This window comes from Candidatus Pantoea rara (assembly GCF_051136265.1).
In the GTDB taxonomy this organism is placed as follows: domain Bacteria; phylum Pseudomonadota; class Gammaproteobacteria; order Enterobacterales; family Enterobacteriaceae; genus Pantoea; species Pantoea rara.
Window position 1 is genome coordinate 3,229,278 of sequence record NZ_CP194942.1, and the last position, 18,572, is coordinate 3,247,849.

The 18,572-nt window shown below is 56.2% G+C and carries 15 protein-coding genes; 7 read left to right on the plus strand and 8 right to left on the minus strand.

The genetic code is table 11. The features are described from left to right. Positions 1 to 17: 17 nt before the first annotated feature. From glnD to ACR8BF_RS15460, 3 genes are all read left to right on the plus strand, one after another. The gene (gene glnD, locus ACR8BF_RS15450; protein ID WP_179897771.1) at positions 18 to 2,672 is read left to right on the plus strand and encodes a bifunctional uridylyltransferase/uridylyl-removing protein GlnD; all 2,655 of its coding nucleotides are present in this window, start codon (positions 18 to 20) and stop codon (positions 2,670 to 2,672) included. An 83-nt stretch (positions 2,673 to 2,755) separates the two neighbouring features. Beyond that, a complete protein-coding gene (gene dapD, locus ACR8BF_RS15455; RefSeq protein WP_179897770.1) occupies positions 2,756 to 3,580 on the plus strand; it encodes a 2,3,4,5-tetrahydropyridine-2,6-dicarboxylate N-succinyltransferase in 825 nt (274 codons plus the stop codon). A 224-nt stretch (positions 3,581 to 3,804) separates the two neighbouring features. Further along, positions 3,805 to 4,197, plus strand: a complete 393-nt coding sequence (locus ACR8BF_RS15460) for a DUF3461 family protein (RefSeq protein WP_008925632.1) — start codon at positions 3,805 to 3,807, stop codon at positions 4,195 to 4,197. Between the two features lie 60 nt (positions 4,198 to 4,257). Here ACR8BF_RS15460 and ACR8BF_RS15465 read toward each other — a convergent pair whose 3' ends face one another. The 3 genes from ACR8BF_RS15465 to dgt all read right to left on the minus strand — a co-directional run bounded on the left by ACR8BF_RS15465 (position 4,258) and on the right by dgt (position 8,670). Beyond that, on the minus strand, positions 4,258 to 5,415 hold the full coding sequence (locus tag ACR8BF_RS15465) for a CdaR family transcriptional regulator (protein ID WP_179897768.1): 1,158 nt from the start codon (positions 5,413 to 5,415) through the stop codon (positions 4,258 to 4,260). A gap of 184 nt (positions 5,416 to 5,599) precedes the next feature. After that, complete coding sequence (degP, locus tag ACR8BF_RS15470; RefSeq protein WP_434745233.1) at positions 5,600 to 7,045, minus strand: serine endoprotease DegP; 1,446 nt, start codon at positions 7,043 to 7,045, stop codon at positions 5,600 to 5,602. Positions 7,046 to 7,179: 134 nt separating this feature from the next. Next, the gene (gene dgt, locus ACR8BF_RS15475) at positions 7,180 to 8,670 is read right to left on the minus strand and encodes a dGTPase (protein WP_292985593.1); all 1,491 of its coding nucleotides are present in this window, start codon (positions 8,668 to 8,670) and stop codon (positions 7,180 to 7,182) included. A 92-nt stretch (positions 8,671 to 8,762) separates the two neighbouring features. Here dgt and mtnN point away from each other — a divergent pair, with 92 nt between their 5' ends. From mtnN to ACR8BF_RS15490, 3 genes are all read left to right on the plus strand, one after another. Then, on the plus strand, positions 8,763 to 9,461 hold the full coding sequence (gene mtnN / locus ACR8BF_RS15480; protein ID WP_179897763.1) for a 5'-methylthioadenosine/S-adenosylhomocysteine nucleosidase: 699 nt from the start codon (positions 8,763 to 8,765) through the stop codon (positions 9,459 to 9,461). Next, positions 9,454 to 10,248 (plus strand): vitamin B12 ABC transporter substrate-binding protein BtuF, encoded by a 795-nt coding sequence (btuF, locus tag ACR8BF_RS15485; RefSeq protein ID WP_179897760.1) that lies wholly within the window; start codon positions 9,454 to 9,456, stop codon positions 10,246 to 10,248. The genes mtnN and btuF overlap by 8 nt, the downstream gene beginning before the upstream one ends. Before the next feature lie 121 nt (positions 10,249 to 10,369). Continuing rightward, a complete protein-coding gene (locus ACR8BF_RS15490) occupies positions 10,370 to 10,621 on the plus strand; it encodes a hypothetical protein (protein WP_179897758.1) in 252 nt (83 codons plus the stop codon). Between the two features lie 30 nt (positions 10,622 to 10,651). On the opposite strand, the gene erpA is transcribed toward ACR8BF_RS15490, so the two are convergent. Continuing rightward, positions 10,652 to 10,999: an iron-sulfur cluster insertion protein ErpA gene (gene erpA, locus ACR8BF_RS15495; RefSeq protein WP_179897756.1), complete on the minus strand. Its 348-nt coding sequence runs from the start codon at positions 10,997 to 10,999 to the stop codon at positions 10,652 to 10,654. 203 nt (positions 11,000 to 11,202) lie between these two features. Between erpA and hemL the strand changes: the two genes are divergently transcribed. Continuing rightward, entirely contained in the window at positions 11,203 to 12,483 is a 1,281-nt protein-coding gene (gene hemL, locus ACR8BF_RS15500; protein WP_179897754.1) for a glutamate-1-semialdehyde 2,1-aminomutase, read from the plus strand. Between the two features lie 46 nt (positions 12,484 to 12,529). Here hemL and fhuB read toward each other — a convergent pair whose 3' ends face one another. From fhuB to fhuA, 4 genes are read right to left on the minus strand one after another with little or no spacing between them, the layout of a single operon-like run. After that, positions 12,530 to 14,509, minus strand: a complete 1,980-nt coding sequence (gene fhuB, locus ACR8BF_RS15505; protein ID WP_179897752.1) for a Fe(3+)-hydroxamate ABC transporter permease FhuB — start codon at positions 14,507 to 14,509, stop codon at positions 12,530 to 12,532. Beyond that, a complete protein-coding gene (gene fhuD, locus ACR8BF_RS15510; protein ID WP_434745234.1) occupies positions 14,509 to 15,387 on the minus strand; it encodes a Fe(3+)-hydroxamate ABC transporter substrate-binding protein FhuD in 879 nt (292 codons plus the stop codon). The genes fhuB and fhuD overlap by 1 nt, the downstream gene beginning before the upstream one ends. 10 nt (positions 15,388 to 15,397) lie before the next feature. Further along, the gene (gene fhuC / locus ACR8BF_RS15515; protein WP_292985577.1) at positions 15,398 to 16,192 is read right to left on the minus strand and encodes a Fe3+-hydroxamate ABC transporter ATP-binding protein FhuC; all 795 of its coding nucleotides are present in this window, start codon (positions 16,190 to 16,192) and stop codon (positions 15,398 to 15,400) included. Between the two features lie 42 nt (positions 16,193 to 16,234). Further along, positions 16,235 to 18,433, minus strand: coding sequence for a ferrichrome porin FhuA (fhuA, locus tag ACR8BF_RS15520; RefSeq protein WP_434745235.1), 2,199 nt, complete (start codon positions 18,431 to 18,433; stop codon positions 16,235 to 16,237). Positions 18,434 to 18,572: the final 139 nt, after the last annotated feature.

Genomic DNA, 18,572 nt, shown 5'->3' on the forward strand with positions numbered 1-18,572 from the left:
AAAAAGAGAAGAGCTGCATGAGCGTGAGTCTGTCGGAAGATGTGAAAAACGGTCTGGTCGATTCGCCAGCCGAATGGGGTGACGACCAACTGATCCGCGACATTCTGAAGCCGCGGCTGGAGCTGTTTCAGCAGCATCTTGCTGCCGCGTTTGATGCCGGTGAACCCGTTGAGCCGCTCATTGATGCCCGCACGTTGTTTATCGACAGGCTACTGCGTCGCCTGTGGCGCTTCTTTGGCTTTGATGAGATGTCGTCTATCGCGCTGGTCGCCGTGGGCGGCTATGGCCGTGCCGAATTGCATCCGCTCTCTGATATTGATGTCCTGATCCTCAGCCGCCAGCCGCTGGATGAACAGGCTGCACAACGCACCAGCGATCTCTTAACGCTAATGTGGGATCTCAAGCTGGAAGTGGGCCACAGCGTCCGCACGCTGGAAGAGTGTCTGCTGGAGGGACTGTCTGACCTGACCGTTGCCACTAACCTGATTGAATCACGGATGCTGACCGGCGACGTGGCGCTATTTCTGGAGTTGCAGAAAAACATCTTCAGTGACGGTTTCTGGCCTTCATCCTGCTTTTTTGCCGCCAAAATTGAAGAGCAGCAGGAGCGCCACAAACGTTACCACGGCACCAGCTATAACCTGGAGCCGGACATCAAAAGCAGCCCCGGTGGCCTGCGCGACATCCATACGCTGCAATGGGTTGCCCGACGCCATTTTGGTGCCACCACGCTGGATGAGATGGTCGGCTTTGGATTCCTCACTGACGCGGAGCGCAGCGAACTTAACGAATGTCAGGAGTTTCTCTGGCGCATCCGCTTTGCCCTGCATCTTTCCCTGCCCCGCTACGATAACCGCCTGCTGTTCGATCGCCAGCTCAGTGTCGCGCAGCGCCTGAATTACCAGGGCGAAGGCAATGAGCCGGTCGAGCGGATGATGAAAGATTTCTATCGCGTCACCCGACGTATCGGCGAACTGAATCAGATGCTACTGCAGCTGTTTGATGAGGCGATTCTGGCGCTCTCCACCAGCGAAAAGCCCCGGCCTATTGATGACGACTTCCAGTTGCGTGGCGATTTAATCGACCTGCGCGACGAGACGCTGTTCACACGCGAACCGCAGGCGATTCTGCGCATGTTTTACGTCATGGTGCGTAACGACAGCATCAAAGGGATCTACTCCACTACGCTGCGTCATCTGCGCCATGCACGCCGCCACCTCAAACAACCACTGTGCCAGATCCCGGAGGCGCGGCGAACCTTTATGTCGATTCTGCGCCATCCGGGCGCGGTTAGCCGGGCGCTGGTGCCGATGCATCGCTACAGCGTACTGTGGGCTTATACGCCGCTGTGGGGCCATATCGTCGGACAGATGCAGTTCGATTTGTTTCACGCCTACACCGTGGATGAGCACACCATTCGCGTGCTGCAGAAGCTGGAAAGCTTTGCCAATGAAAGCACCCGTCCACAGCATCCGCTGTGCGTCGAGTTATGGCCACGACTGCCGCAGCAGGAACTGTTGCTGATGGCCGCGCTGCTACACGACATAGCCAAAGGACGCGGCGGCGATCACTCTATTCTCGGTGCGCAGGATGCGCTCGATTTCGCTGAAATGCATGGCCTGAATTCGCGTGAAACGCAGTTAGTGGCCTGGCTGGTACGTCATCATCTGCTGATGTCGGTGACGGCGCAGCGACGCGATATTCAGGACCCAACGGTGATCCAGCAGTTTGCCGAGGTGATGCAGAATGAAAACCGGCTGCGCTATCTGGTTTGCCTGACCGTGGCAGACATCTGCGCCACCAACGAAAGTCTGTGGAACAGCTGGAAGCAGAGCCTGTTGCGCGAGCTCTTTTTCGCCACCGAGAAGCAGCTGCGACGCGGCATGGAAAACAGTCCGGATCTGCGTGAACGGGTGCGTCATCATCGTTTACAGGCTCTGGCGCTGCTGCGGATGGACAACATTGATGAAGAGCGTCTGCATCAGATCTGGAATCGCTGTCGCGCTGACTACTTCCTGCGGCATACGCCGAATCAGATCGCGTGGCATGCGCGCCACCTGCTGGTTCACGATCTGAAAAAACCGCTGGTTCTGGTCAGCCCACAGGCCACGCGCGGCGGGACCGAAATATTTATCTGGAGTCCCGATCGTCCGCATCTGTTTGCTGCCGTGGCCGGTGAACTCGATCGTCGTAATCTCAGCGTTCATGACGCGCAGATCTTCACCAGCCGGGACGGCATGGCCATGGATACCTTTATTGTTCTGGAACCGGATGGCAGCCCGCTATCGCCCGATCGCCATCCGATGATTATTCAGGCGCTGGAGCAGGCGATCACTCAGTCAGACTGGGTGCCGCCGCGTACCCGCCGTCCGTCAGCAAAACTGCGGCATTTCAGCGTGGATACCGAAGTCAATTTCCTGCCGACACATACCGACCGTCGCAGTTACCTGGAACTGGTGGCACTGGATCAGCCTGGCCTGCTGGCACGGGTCGGTGAAGTCTTTGCCGATCTGGGTGTGTCGCTGCACGGCGCACGCATCAGCACCATTGGCGAGCGGGTCGAGGATTTGTTTATTCTGGCCAACAGTGAACGTCAGGCGCTGGGCGAAGAAATGCGTAAAGCGTTGCAACAACGGTTGACAGAGGCCCTTAATCCAAACGATAAAGTGTGACCAGACTCGATTTGTAAACATTAATCTCTTTACTTGTGTCGGGCAATTGCCAGGCATCGAACATGACAGATCAGGAAAAAAATATGCAACAGTTACAGAGCGTTATTGAATCCGCCTTCGAACGTCGCGCTGACATTACTCCTGCCAGTGTTGACAGCGAAACCCGTGATGCCATCAACCAGGTGATCTCCCTGCTGGATAGCGGTGCACTGCGCGTTTCTGAGAAGATCGACGGCGAGTGGGTAACGCATCAGTGGCTGAAGAAAGCAGTACTGCTCTCATTCCGCATCAATGACAATCAGGTGATGGAAGGGTCAGAAACCCGCTTTTATGACAAAGTCCCGATGAAATTTGCTGGCTGGGACGAAGCGCGTTTTAAAGAAGCGGGTTTCCGCGTCGTGCCGCCTGCAGCTGTGCGTCAGGGTGCTTATATCGCCCGCAACACGGTGCTGATGCCTTCTTACGTCAATATCGGCGCCTTCGTGGATGAAGGCACCATGGTGGACACCTGGGCGACCGTGGGATCCTGTGCGCAGATTGGTAAAAATGTCCACCTTTCTGGCGGTGTAGGTATCGGTGGCGTGCTGGAACCGCTGCAGGCAAACCCGACCATTATCGAAGACAACTGCTTCATCGGCGCACGTTCTGAAATCGTTGAAGGCGTGATTGTTGAAGAAGGCTCCGTGATCTCAATGGGCGTTTACATCGGTCAGAGTACCAAAATCTATGACCGCGAGACTGGCGAAGTGCATTATGGCCGTGTTCCTGCCGGTTCCGTCGTGGTCTCGGGTAATCTGCCGTCGAAAGATGGCACCTACAGCCTCTATTGCGCCGTGATCGTGAAGAAAGTGGATGCAAAGACGCTTGGCAAAACCGGTATCAACGAACTGCTGCGTACCATCGACTGATTTAACTAACGGGCTGGTTTCCAGCCCGTCATCTTTTCTTTACAGTGATTCTCAAATAACATGCTTCGCGTCGCGAATTAACTGGTGCGTTTAGTTTTTATCCAGGTCATAATCCGCGCCAGTTAAATCCTGTTGCGCAATGTTCATCCCGCTTATTTATGTCTACAGTTGACGGACGTCATGAACAAGTCTGCGCGCTTCTCACTTTTGATGGAAACAACGCTATGTATGACAATCTGAAAAGCTTAGGTATCAGTAACCCGGACGACATTGACCGCTACAGCCTGCGTCAGGAAGCCAATAACGACATTCTGAAGATCTACTTCCGCAAAGATAAAGGCGAGTTTTTCGCGAAGAGCGTTAAATTCAAATATCCGCGTCAACGCAAAACCGTTGTTGCCGATCACGCGACCCAGGGCTACAAAGAAGTTCAGGAAATCAGCCCGAATCTGCGTTATGTCATCGATGAACTGGATCAGATTTGCCAGCGTGACCAGGTTGAAGTGGATCTGAAACGCAAAATTCTGGATGACCTGCGTCACCTGGAAAGCGTGGTTTCCCACAAGATCACTGAAATTGAATCGGATCTGGAAAAATTAACCCGTAACAGCCGTTAATTTCCTGTCCGACCAGAGAGGCCAGCTTTGCTGGCCTTTTTTATGCCCCAAATCTGCCCCCTACCCCTGCTCATCCAGTTGCAAAGCCACATAGAGCAGGAGCCTGTCGTCAAAATGCCCCAGATTCAGTCCGGTCAGTTCAGAAATGCGGTTCAGCCGGTACTCCAGCGTATTGCGATGAATAAACAGCGCACGCGCGGTCGCGCTCGGCTGGACATTGTGGGTAAACCAGGCGATCAGCGTGCGACGCAGCAATCCGTTGTTATCCATACTCTTGAGTTTCGCCAGTGGCCGGGCAAGTTCATTAGCCTGCCAGCCACCGCGAAGGCTATCAAGCAGCACGGGCAGCACCAGATCCTGATAAAAATAGCTGCGCACTTCAGGCATTCGTTGCTTGCCCACCATCATGGTGGTGCGCGCCGTCCGGTAAGAGCGTGCAATGCTGCCAGGCCCGGTAAAGAAGTTACCCAGCGCGATACGCATCCGAAGATGCCCGCTCTCTTTCATCCGCTGCAGCAACTGTTCAACGCGGCGGCGATGATCATCCTGATCGTAACGTCCGTGCCCGTTCAGGGCCGGTTTCAGCACCACCATTTCGGTCAGTGACACGATAGCGATCAGATTATCGCGCTCCGGTGTGGTCAGCAGCGTTTGCAGTTGCTGTAACTCTGACATTGCGCTGTCGACGCCGAGCTGACCGCTATCCACCTCTAGCACGGCGACCACACGCGGCTGATTGAGATCGATGCCCAGCCGCTGTGCCCATTCGGTCAGCTGGGGCGACAGGGTATCGCTGCGGATCAGATTCAGCACCAGCTCTTCACGCAGACGGCTGTCCTGCGCCAGCATATGGAGCAGGCGCGCCTGCTCCAGCATCATCTCTGCGGTCATGCAGACCAGCTCGCCATAGTGCCGCAGCGCCAACGGCTCGCCAGTCAGACCTATCACCCCCACGATGTCACCATCAATGCGCAGCGGCAGGTTAATGCCGGGCCGCACGCCATGAAGATGTTTCGCTACCGCCTCATCGATGTCCACTATGCGCCCCTGAGAGAGCACCAGCAGCGCACCTTCGTGCAACTCCCCAATGCGTTCCCGGTCACCGCTGCCGATAATCCGGCCGCGCGCATCCATCACGTTGACATTGCTGTCAATAATTTTCATGGTGCGTGCCACAATATCCTGGGCCAGTCGGGCATCAAGGTGATAGGTAGCCATCCATTACTCCTGAAAAGAGGGGGGAGAAACAGAATACGCATGCACCGCGCGCAGAACATTGTGCAATTGCACAGAGCCGGGCGGTCATTTACCGAATTTGCGGTGGATGTCACACTATGATGTGGCAGAAAGCAGGCATAAAAAAAGCGGACCGCAGTCCGCCTCTTCATCAATTATTGTTAAGTTACTGCATCAGCAGATAGATGCTGCTGTCACCGCGTTTCACATTCAGCGCCAGAACAGACGGCTTAGTGTCGAGGACTTTCCGCAGTTCGCCCAGGTTGGTAACCGGCTGCTGGTTAACGCCCTGAATCACGTCACCCTTTTTCAGGCCAATACGCGCTGCGGCACTGCCCGCTTTCACATTATCAATGCGAACACCTTTATCGCCAGTTTCAACATTGCTGAGGTCAGCCCCTTCAATGCCAGTGTAAATGGTGGCGGATTGTACTTTTGCCTGACTACTCTGCTGCAACTGAACAGAGACATCGACCGGTTTGCCATCACGCAGCAGGCCCAGTTTCAGGGTGGTGCCAACCGGCAGTGAACCTACTTCTGCGCGCAGCGAAGCAAAGCTGCTCAGCGGCTTGCCGTTCATCGAAACAATCACGTCACCCGCTTTGATACCCGCTTTAGCAGCCGCCGAGTCTGGCAGCACCTGGCTGACAAAAGCACCGCGCTGCGCATCGACCTTCATCGCTTTTGCCAGCTCGGAGTTCAGTTCAGTTCCCTGTACCCCCAGCTCACCGCGTTTCACCTGACCAAACTCAACCATCTGAGCCGTCAGATTTTTCACCATATTGCTTGGGATAGCAAAGCCGATACCGATATTGCCACCATCCGGCGCCAGAATGGCGGTATTAATCCCGATCAGTTCACCGTTGAGGTTAACCAGTGCCCCGCCGGAGTTACCCCGGTTAATCGCCGCATCCGTCTGGATAAAGTTTTCATAGTTTTCCACGTTCAGGCCGCTGCGTCCCAGCGCCGAGACGATACCGGAGGTCACGGTTTCACCCAGACCATACGGGTTGCCGATCGCCACAGTGTAATCACCGACGCGCAGATTGTCAGAGTCAGCAATTTTTACAGCGGTCAGATTTTTAGCTTGCTGCAGCTGGACCAGTGCAATGTCAGAGCTGGGATCTTTACCGATCACTTTTGCGTCATAGCGACGACCATCGCTGAGTTGCACCTGAATTTTGGTGGCGTTATTCACCACGTGGTTGTTGGTTACCACGTAGCCTTTTTCAGCGTTGATGATGACACCTGATCCCAGAGCACGGAATTTTTCCTGCTGAGTATCAGGGGCAGGTGCGCCGCCATTACCGCCCGCACCGTCACCGCTCTGGCACATGGGTGAACCCTGGAACGGAGAGCCGTCCTGACAGAATGGCGAATTATCGCCAAAGAATTGCTGAAACTGCTGCGGCATGCGCGGCGTTTTCACCGTGGTGGTGCCCTCGACGCTGATACTGACCACAGACGGCATTACTTTTTCCAGCATGGGTGCCAGACTTGGGAGTTGCTGGCTATCGGAAGAGGCCGTTTGCGCAGCAAAAACAGTAACAGGGGCGAGCGCCATGCTCAGGCTCAACGCAAGCGCACTTAACACTAAAGTCTTTTTTTTCATTTTTCGTTTCTCGATGAGATTACTGTTCAGACCATTGCTGTGGTCGAAGGGTGAGATAAATGTTTTAGCGCGAAGTTCCTTTAAAAGTTTAAGGCAAAGGTAAAAATTTATTCGCGCTCTTTACAATCGGCGGCTTATTCTACTGCCATTAACCGCCGGTACTCATCCCAGGCATAGAGATCGGTCATCCCACTGATATAATCCTGAATCAGCCGGAAGCGATAATAACGTTCCCACAACAGCCGCTGATATTTATGCTCAACCACCAGAGTACGCATTTTATGCAAATAGGCTTTTCGGTGTTTACCGGAAAGCTTATGGAAAAGTCGGGTTTCAATGGGATGCTGTCGCAGGAAATCTTCATTTATCAGCGTGGTAAAGGCTTCATAATTCAGGCGCATCAGCGGCTGATAGATCTCCAGCAGTCCTTTAATCACCCGGTATCCCTGCAACTCCAGTTGCTCAACTTCGGAATGGTTAAAGACCTGCTGGCGCGCAACGGTTTTAAACAGTTGAAGTAAGCGGCCCTCTTCACCCTCATCTTCCAGAAGTGCATGATTGAAACTTCCGTCGAATATCGCAGGCAGATTATCAACGAAACGTTTTACAGCGTAACTTACCAACACACTCTGAACATTTACGCGTAATGACATAAAAAACTGATCGCTGCGGCTTCGGCGTTTTTTACTGCAGGCTTCACGCCAGGCTTCGCCAATAGTCCGGCTGAAAGCGTCATTATTTTTAACCGGCCCCCAGGCTTTATTGAGAAACTCAAACAAACTCTCAACATTAAAGATATCTTTTTCTACAGCGTCGTCCAAATCGGCAATACAATAGGAGATATCATCCGCAGCTTCCATTATATAGGTGAGCGGAAAGCGATGATGTTCTTCCATATTGGTAGCAGCACGCAAATCCGCAATATAATCCTGCTCAGAAAGATAAAAGCCGGGTTTCTTCATTAAGGCGCTAAATTCGCCAGGCTTTTCCCCCTGCCACCACGCGGGCGCCGTATATTTCAGGATGCAGGCAACCTGAGAATAACTGAGATTGAGTTGCAGCAGCGTATGCACCATGCGAATGGCCTGCGCGTTGCCCTCGAAATGACAGAGATCCTGGCGGATCATGGCATTCAGTTGATCAAAGGCTTTCCGCTGTTCTTCTCCTTCCACGCCCGCCACCAGCGGATCAACCAGTTCAGCAGAGAGATTTTCTTCAAACCAGTCGTTAATGGCCGCTTCGCCAAAATGGCCAAACGGCGGATTACCGACATCATGCAGCAGGCATGCCATCTCAATCAGACTTTCAAATGCGCCTTCCATCTCATCAAGACCATACTGCGCCAGCCCGCCCTGCATCTTCAGGGTTTGCAGAATCTCTTTGGTGATGTAGCGCCCGGTCTGTTGCACCTCCAGCGAGTGTGTCAGGCGCGAGCGGACGGCGGCGTTGCGCTCCAGTGGAAAGACCTGGGTTTTCTGCTGCAGACGCCGGATAGCGGCGGAGTTGATAATCCGTCCACGGTCGCTCTCAAAATGGCGGGTAATGTAATATTCGCCTTCCGGATCTTTTCGACTGTTATAAGGGCGCGAGAAGCTGATCTTCTTCCTGAAATTGATCGCCGACATGAATTACCCCTTACTTTTTGGTGAATTAATCCCCTGAATGCCATGGTAGACTATGCCCTAATTTTTGATTCTTTACATTAGCGGAACTCACTATGAAAGCAGGCATTATTGGCGCGATGGAGCAGGAAGTCACATTGCTACGCGACAAAATTGAAAACCGTCAAACGCTGACACTGGCGGGTTGTGAAATCTATACCGGCACCCTGCAGGGCGTTGAAGTGGCACTGCTGAAATCGGGCATTGGTAAAACCTCTGCCGCGCTGGGTACCACGCTGCTGCTGCAACTCTGCAAGCCGGATGTGGTAATTAACACCGGGTCGGCGGGCGGTTTAGCGCCGTCACTCAACGTCGGTGATATCGTGGTGTCAGATGAAGTGCGTTATCACGATGCTGACGTCACTGCTTTTGGTTACGAGCCGGGTCAGATGGCGGGCTGTCCGGCCGCGTTTGTGGCAGACAGCAAGCTTATCGCGGCGGCAGAAGCCTGCATTAAACAGCTGGACCTGAATGCTGTTCGCGGTCTGGTAGTGAGCGGTGATGCCTTTATCAATGGTGCCGAACCACTGACACGCATTCGTAATCTGTTCCCGCAGGCCATTGCCGTTGAGATGGAAGCGACCGCTATCGGTCACGTCTGTCATCAGTTCCAGGTGCCGTTTGTGGTGGTGCGCGCGATTTCCGACGTGGCCGATAAAGAATCGCACCTCAGCTTTGATGAGTTCTTAAGCGTTGCAGCGAAGCAATCTTCGCTGTTGGTGGAGAACCTGCTGGCGCATCTGGCGCGTGGCTAAAAGGCTCCTGTTCTGCTGGCTGCTGCTGTTGAGCGGCAGCCTGCTCGCTTCCCCACCCCGTGTTGTCACCCTCGCCCCTCACCTTACCGAACTCGCCTTTGCTGCCGGGATTACCCCGATTGCGGTGAGCGCCTGGTCTGACTATCCGCCACAGGCGAAAAAGATTGAACAGGTCGCTAACTGGCAGGGCATCAAAGCCGAACGTATCCTGCAGCTCAAGCCGGATCTGGTTTTAGCCTGGCGTGGCGGTAATCCGCAGCGACAGATTGATCAGTTGTTGCAGCTCGGCGTGCCGGTTAAATGGATTGATCCGCTAACGCTGGATGAGATGTTCACGGCACTGGCCGGGCTGGGGCGCTGGAGCCCCAGACCGGAGCAGGCCGCCAGTGCGGCCCGACAGCTGCGTGAGCAGGAGGCCGTATTGCGACAGCGCTATGCTCATCTGACTGCGGTTCCACTTTTTTTGCAGTTTGGTCAGCAGCCGTTATTCACCGCCGCCAGAGCCACGCTGCAGAATCAAATTATTACATTGTGCGGCGGCAGAAATATCTTTGCTGACAGTCGCGTCAGCTGGCCGCAGGTCAGCCGTGAGCAGGTCCTGATGCGCCATCCTCAGGTCGTGGTGACCGCGGGCGGTGCGCAGCAGGCGGAGAACATCCGTGCATTCTGGCGACCTCAGCTTGCCGTGCCGGTGATCGCCATCAACGAAGACTGGCTGAGCCGGCCAGGCCCGCGATTGCTGCTGGCGGCGCAGCAACTCTGTGCGGCCCTGCATCCCGATGAATAAATCGGCGAATTGATTAAAGTCACTGCACTTTTTGCCGTTAATCAATACCAGAGACGAACGGGCCACGTATGCTCACCGTCCTTTTAGCGCCACGGCGCTTTTAAAACACCAGGAACCTTATATGACCAGAGCACTGCTGCTGGCCATAGGGCTAACGATCACCGGACCTGCATTTGCGGGATCGATAAATGGCTCTATAGGCGCCAGGCTTGTCATCTATTCACGCTGTGAAATCAACACGGCTAACGGTCAGCTCGCGCCGCAGATCAACTGCGGCAGACAGCCAGGCGCGCAGCCACGCGTCACCCATAGTCAGATTCAATCGCAGGGAAGTCTGAAGCAGAGTAACCGGCTGGTCACAATAGAATGGTAAACGAGGCCGTCAGAGTGACGGCCTGCGTTATCAGATACTGAAGGAAGAGCCACAGCCACAGGTGGTTTTGGCATTCGGGTTAGTCACGATAAAGCGCGATCCTTCCAGGCCTTCCGTGTAATCCACCGACCCTCCCACCAGATATTGCAGGCTCATCGGGTCAACCACCAGCGAGACGCCCTGCTTTTCAATCATCATGTCGCCATCGTTAATCTGGTCGTCAAAGGTGAAACCATACTGGAAACCACTGCAACCGCCACCGGTGATGTAGACGCGAAGTTTCAGCGCCGGATTCTCTTCGTCGGCAATCAGGTTCTTCACCTTGGTGGCTGCGGCGTCGGTAAACTGCAACGGCAGTGCTACTACTTCATCACTCATGTTTTACTCCGGTAAACGCCCAGGTCAGAAAACGACCTTAATGACGCTATTATCAGTCAGCACTTCAGCGCAATCAAGCTCTGCCCTTCGCACTCTGTGCCGCTTTCACCTCTGATAAGGACGCTACGGGTGAAACCACCTTTCGTCTGCTGCCCCTCTTCCGTAGAATGGCGCAATATTTTTCTGAAACGCTGGAGCCGAAAATGAGTAAGTCCGAACAACTGTTTGCCGAGGCACAACGCCTGATCCCGGGTGGGGTAAACTCGCCAGTACGCGCATTTACCGGTGTGGGCGGCGTTCCACTGTTTATTGAACATGCCGATGGCGCGTATCTTTATGACGCCGATGGCAAAGCCTATATCGACTATGTCGGCTCATGGGGTCCGATGGTGCTGGGTCATAACAACGTGGCGATCCGTAATGCGGTGATCGAAGCGGCACAGCGCGGACTGAGCTTTGGCGCACCGACCGAAATGGAAGTGACCATGGCGCAACTGGTGTGTGAGCTGGTGCCGAGCATGGAGATGGTGCGGATGGTTAACTCCGGCACCGAAGCGACGATGAGCGCGATCCGTCTGGCGCGTGGCTTTACCGGCCGCGATAAAATCATCAAGTTTGAAGGCTGCTACCACGGTCATGCCGACCATCTGCTGGTGAAGGCCGGTTCAGGTGCCCTGACGCTGGGTCAGCCAAACTCGCCTGGCGTACCGGCAGATTTCGCTAAACATACCCTGACCTGTACCTTTAACGATCTCGGCTCAGTGCGCAGCGCCTTCGAGCAATATCCTGATGCCATCGCTGCCATTATTGTCGAGCCGGTCGCTGGCAACATGAACTGCATCCCGCCGCAGCCGGCGTTTCTGCCAGGCTTGCGCGCGCTCTGTGATGAGTTCGGCGCGCTGCTGATTATCGATGAAGTGATGACCGGTTTCCGTGTGGCGCTGGGTGGCGCGCAGGCTCACTACAATGTGCGTCCTGACTTAACCTGCCTCGGCAAAATTATCGGTGGCGGGATGCCAGTCGGTGCATTTGGTGGCCGTCGCGAAGTCATGGCCGCGCTGGCTCCAACCGGCCCGGTTTATCAGGCAGGAACGCTTTCCGGCAACCCGATCGCTATGGCGGCCGGTTTTGCCTGCCTGACGCAGATCGCGCAGCCTGGCACTCACGACAAACTGGATGCTCTGACCCGCAAGCTGGCAGAAGGTCTGCGCGAAGCAGCCCAACAGCAAAATATCCCGCTGGTGATTAACCATGTTGGCGGGATGTTCGGCCTGTTCTTCACCGATGCTGACAGCGTGACCTGTTATGCTGATGTGACCCGCTGCGATGTGGAGCGCTTTAAAACCTTCTTCCATCTGATGCTGGAGGAAGGCGTTTACTTTGCGCCATCGGCTTATGAAGCGGGCTTTATGTCGCTGGCTCATAGCGAAGAAGATATTCAGCGCACTGTCGACGCCGCGCGTCGTTGTTTCGCGAAGCTGTAATTTCGGCAGCATTAAAGATGAAGACCGGCAGCAGCCGGTCTTTTTGTTAACCTGAACGCCGTAGCAGCCAGATAAAGTAAGGCGCACCTAAAAACGTCGCCATCAGCCCGGCTGGGATTTGATCCGGAAATGCCAGCATCCGCCCGCACCAGTCAGCCAGCACCATCAATCCTGCGCCCAGCAATCCCGATAGCAGCAGTTGCGGCAAAGCGCGCCGGAACCCCAGCATACGTGCCATATGCGGCGCCATGAGTCCGACAAAACTCAGCGGACCGATAGTCAGCGTCGCGCTGGCGGTCAGCGCGGCCGCCAGCAGCAGCAGGCTCAGCCGCGCGGGGGTTAACGCCATGCCGGCCGAGCGTGCGGTGGCACTTCCCAGCGGCAGCAGTGTCAGCCAGCGACTCGCCAGCGGTGCCAGCGAAACCAGTAACAGCGCACACACTGCGCTTTGAATCGCCTGACTGCCGCTGATGTTATAGGTTGAGCCGGAGATCCAGCTCAGAAGCCCACCCATACGCGGATCGCCACTCGCGAGCAGCAGCATCAGCAGGGTGACAAAGGCGCTGTTAAGCGCCATACCCGCCAGCAGCATCCGCTCTGGCGAGAAGCCGCCACGACTGGCTACCGCCATGATCACCAGCAGTGTCAGCGCAGCCCCCATCGCACCGGCGGGCAACAGCCATGCCATCGCATCGCCCGGCACAAAGAACATCATGATGACGACACCACACGCGGCACCTGAACTGATGCCCAGCACTTCCGGGCTGGCCATGGGATTGCCGGTCAGCCGCTGAATCAGGCTCCCCGCCACGCCCAGCATCAGGCCGGTCACCAGCGCAGACAGCACGCGCGGTGCGCGCCACGGCAGCAGCGACTGCAGCATCTCGCCCGCTGACCCGGTCCAGCCTTGCGCATCACGCCCGAACGCCAGACCACCCCACGCCAGCAGGGCCAGAACAGCGAGACCAGCCAACGTCCAGCGCAGCAGGTTCTGTCGCTCGGCGGGTACGCTGTCGCCCTGATTCAGAGCGGGCGGCACCGAACCCGTACGCAGTCGTGGCAGCAGCCACAGCAGAATCGGTACGCCGAGTAACGCCGTAGCCGTGCCGGTCGGGATATCGCGCCAGTGTGTGCTGAGCCATAACACGCAACTGTCGGCCAGCCACAGCAGCAGCGCGCCTGTAAGCGGTGCCAGCAGCATCCGGCTGAGGAGCCGTCTTCCACCCAGCAGCTTCGCCAGCAGCGGCGCAAACAGCCCGATAAAGCCGATGATACCGGCGACATTCACCAGCTGTGCGCTGAGCAGGATTGCCAGCCCGAGGCCACCGATACGCGCCACCGAGAGCGCCAGCCCCAGATTTTTTGCTACACCATCATCCAGCCCCATCAGCGTCAGCGGACGCAGCAGCGCCAGCGCCAGCAGAAATGCCAGCAGCAGGCGCGGCCAGAGTTGCTGCACATTTTCCCAGCTCATCTGATTCAGCACGCCGGTGCTCCACAGAAACATGTTCTGCAGCTGATCGTGATTGAAGATAGCGAAAATTTGATTTATCGCGCCGCTGTAGAAGCTCAGTACAAGCCCGGCCAGAATCAACGTTACTGGCGACAGACGTTTGCCCCATGCCACACCAAACACCAGCGCGGCCACCAGCAACGCCCCGCCAAGCGCGGCAAACTGCTGTGTCAGCGCGCCGCCCGGCAGATGCCACAGCGTCGCCACGGTAATGCCCAGCTGTGCGCCGGAAGAGACGCCCAGCGTGGTGGGTTCGGCCAGCGGATTCCGCAATATCTGCTGAAACAGCAGACCGGCAAGACCCAGCCCGGCGCCCACCAGCAGCGCCAGCGCCGTGCGCGGCAGCAGGCTGTAGTGAAACACCATCTGCGGCAGGCTATCGATCGTCGGTGACCAGAATGCCTGCCACCACTCTTCCTGTGGCAGCGCCTGGTGAAAATTAACCAGCGTCAGGCTGAGCGAGAGCAGAAACAGCAGGCTGAGGAGGCCTGCGGGAAACAGAGCATGTCGCATCAGTGCATCTCCAGCGCGCGTTCCAGCACGCGAACAAAGTGCAGCGCCGAGAGCGTAGCACCGTAATACCAGACCGCAGGGACGCGCTGAAAGCGTCCGGTGCGTACAAACGGCATGGCCTGCCACAGCGGGCTGCGCATCAGCTGCTGCATCTCCACGTCGTTGTCATGATCGAAACAGATGACATCCACATCTCCGGCCTGCGCCAGCTGTTCAATGCCGATCACTGCACTGCCCCAGAAGTTGGTCTCGCCCTGCCAGCCATTTTTCAGGCCCAGCAACGTCATTACTTCCAGGAACAGACTGTTTTTGCCGAAGGTAATGGCATGACGGCTGTCGAGCAGCGACATCAGCAGAATCGTGCGTCCGGCATAGGGCGCCAGCCGCTCGCGGACCTCTGCCAGTTGCGCATCGACCTCGCGCAGATGCTGCTCTGCCCGATCGCGTAATCCAAGGCGCGCCGCCAGCTGATGCAGCGATGCGCGCGCGGCAGTGAAGGGTTTCCCGTCGCCGCTGTGAAGGTCAAAGCCCATGATCGGCGCGATGCGGGTTAGTTTCTCTTTGGGCGGGCCGTAGCCATTTGAACAGAGGATCAGCGACGGCTCCATTTGCGCCATCAGCTCAAGATTGGGTTCGGTGCGCAGGCCCACATCGATCACGCCCGCAGGCAGCGGTGGCTCCCCGACCCAGATGTTGTAGTTGTGCAGATCGGCCACACCCCAGGGCGTGACGCCTAATGCTATCAGCAGTTCGGTGGGGAGCCACTCCAGTGCAATAATCCGGCCCGGATTCGGCGTGGCGGCACGCAGGGGAAGTGCACAAAACAGTGGCGAGGCCGCCAGCGCCAGCAATAGTCGGCGGCGATAAAGATCGGGCATTATCCTTTCCTTAACAGACAAAACTGACCGGCGCGCCGCCCTGCGGATGCGGTAAAATGCCCATCGGGATACCATAAATCGCACCCAGCACGTCAGGCTGCATAATCGCCGCCGCATCACCTTCAGCAATCATCGTGCCCTGCCGCAATGCCACCAGATGATCGCAGTAGCGTGCTGCCATATTGATATCGTGCAGGACCGCAATCACGGTTAAGCCGCGCTGCTGGCTCAGATCTTTTATCAGCGCCAGCACCTCAACCTGATGGGCGATATCCAGCGCCGACGTCGGTTCATCCAGCAGCAGACAGCGGCTGTTCTGTGCCACCATCATCGCCAGCCAGGCACGCTGACGCTCACCGCCCGACAGGCTATCCACCAGTCGCCCGGCAAAGGGCTTGAGTCCGACCTGTGCAATGGCATCCTCTACCCGATCGCGGTCATCCTGACCAAACCGCCCCAGCGCGCCGTGCCAGGGATAGCGGCCAATCGCCACCAGCTCCCGGACCGTCATCCCCTCCGCTGCCGGTAACTGCTGCGGCAGATAGGCCACCTGGCGGGCAAAGGCTTTGCTGTTCCAGCGCCCGACCGGCTGCTGATTCAGCAGCACTTCTCCGCTGCTGGCCACGTGATGACGGCCCAGCATTTTCAACAGCGTCGACTTACCGGAACCGTTGTGGCCAATCAGCGCGGTCATTTTGCCGGGTGGAAAGGTCAGCGAGAGTGGCTGAAGGAGAGTGCGGCCGGGCACCTCAAAACTGGCGTTTGCCAGCGTAAAAGTCGCCTCTTCTGCGTGCGGATGCGGCATGATTATTCCTGTGAACAACGGGCGCCGAAGCGCCCGGTTAAATCAGAATCTGAAGGTCGCGGTGCCGACAATCTTACGCTCCGCGCCCCAGTAGCAGGCGTATTCACGGTAGCAGCTGGCGACATAGTCGCGGTTGAACAGATTGTTGACGTTAACGCCCACCGTCGAGCCAGGCAGACCGAAACGACCGAGGTCATATTTCAGCGCCGCATCCACCGTGGTGTAACCGGCAACCTTAAAGTTCTGGTTCTGCTCGGTGCCAGTGCTATAGAGACCCTGGCTCTCGCCGACATAACGCACACCCGCGCCCACTGTCACGCCCGAAAGGGCTGTCTCGTGGAAGGTGTAGTCGCTCCACAGTGAGGCCATATTTTTAGGGACGCTCACCGGCGTTCTGCCTTTCAGCTGCGTATCTTCGGTATATTCCGCATCGGTATAGGTGTAGGACGCCGTCAGGTTAACGTTGGCATTCAGCGCCGCTTTCGCTTCCAGCTCTACGCCGCGCGACCGGATTTCGCCGCTTTGAACGCTGAAATTGACATTACCGGGGTCAGCCGTCAGGTTTTTGGTTTTAGTCAGTTGGTAAACTGCGGCGGTCAGCACCACCGGACGATCTTTGGGAACATATTTCACGCCCGCTTCATACTGCTTCGCGCGGGACGGATCAAAAGGCTGCCCATCAGACGTTGTGCCTGCAGTAGGAATAAAGGATTCGCTATAGCTGAAATAAGGTGCGATGCCATTGTCGAAGACATAGTTCAGACCACCCCGCCAGGTGAAAGCCTGATCGTGATTTTTAACTTCAGTATCTTCGTTACGATTAAACGCGGATGTCATGGCATAGTCGTAGCGGCCACCCAGGGTCAGAACCCATTGATTCCATTCCATCTGATCCTGCGAATACAGGCCGGTCTGCTCCTGCTTATTCAGGTACTGATAAGGGAAAGGAGTTCCAACATTTGCATCATTACCGTACTGCGGATTAATAGCATTCAGAGGAGCAGCGCTACCAAATGCTGCATCAATATCATTACGTGTTCGCTGATAATCTACGCCCAGCAGCAGCGTATGATCAACCTGGCCGGTAGCAAACTTCGCCTGCGCCTGGGTATCGACCGCCAACTGGTTGAGCTTCTCATGGGAGACCGCCGAACCACGGGTAATTTCCTGAGTCTCCGGGGTAAACCCATTGCCATAGATACTGCGGTAATCGGTGCGCAGGTCGGCGTAACGCAGGTTCTGGCGCAACGTCCAGGTGTCGTTGAGGCTGTGCTCGGCGTTATAGCCCACCATTTTGGTGGTGCGTGAAATCTTGTTGCTCTGCTCGCCTTCATCGAAGTTGGTCGGCAGCTTGTACTGGCTGCCATCGGCACGGGTGATCGGCACCACAGTGCCCTGACGCGGCAGCCAGCCGTAATAGCCGGTTTCTGGCTCGTTCTGGAAATAGGTCAGCAGGTCAACGCGAGTACGATCGTCGGGACGCCAGCTGAAAGCCGGTGCGATGGTGTAGCGCTTCTCTTTGTTCATCGCCTGTTGCGCATCCTGACTGCGCGCCTGACCGGTCAGGCGATAGCTGTAGACACCGTCATCATCCAGCGCGCCGCCAAAGTCAAAGCCGGTCGAGAAGAGGTTATCGTTGCCCATCTGGAACTGCACTTCGCGCAGGGTTTCCTGGGTCGGACGCTTGCTCACCAGCGAGACCACTCCGCCAGGATTGCTTTTGCCGTAGAGTACCGATACCGGACCGCGCAGCAATTCGGCGCGCTCCAGGAAATAAGGATCGATAGCAAACTCAGAGTAGTTATCACCCTGCAGTTTCAGGCCATCCATATACTGATTGGTATTAGTTTCGCTGAAGCCGCGAATCGACAATGCATCAATCACATCTGAGCTGCCACGGTTACCGGTCAGCACGCCAGGCGTGTAGTTAAACGCCCCTTTCACGCTGGTCACGTTGCGCATTTCCATCTCTTCGCGGGTGACCACGGAGACAGACTGCGGATTTTTTTCAATCGGCGTATCGGTTTTGGTGCCGGTGGCGCTGCGTTTCGCTGCCACGGTCGGTGCCGGGCCCCAGGCGCTTTCCGCCTCAACACCGCTGCCGCCATCCGCCGAGACCACCATGGTCTCCGGCTGTGCGGCGTAAAGCGAGGTGCTCAGGCTTAGTGAGATCATGACGCCCAGAAGCGGTCGGGAAAATGTTTTTTTGGTGTTGTCTGCAAAAGTCGTTCGCGCATTCATAAAAAGGTGTCTCTTAAAAAGGCTCAGGAGAGCGAATCGAAACGATAATGATTATTATAACGGATTAGATAATATGCGAACTTCAGCGGGCACTGCAAGAAGAAATCCCAGTAGTGACGCCGTTTGCAGGGCGATTAAC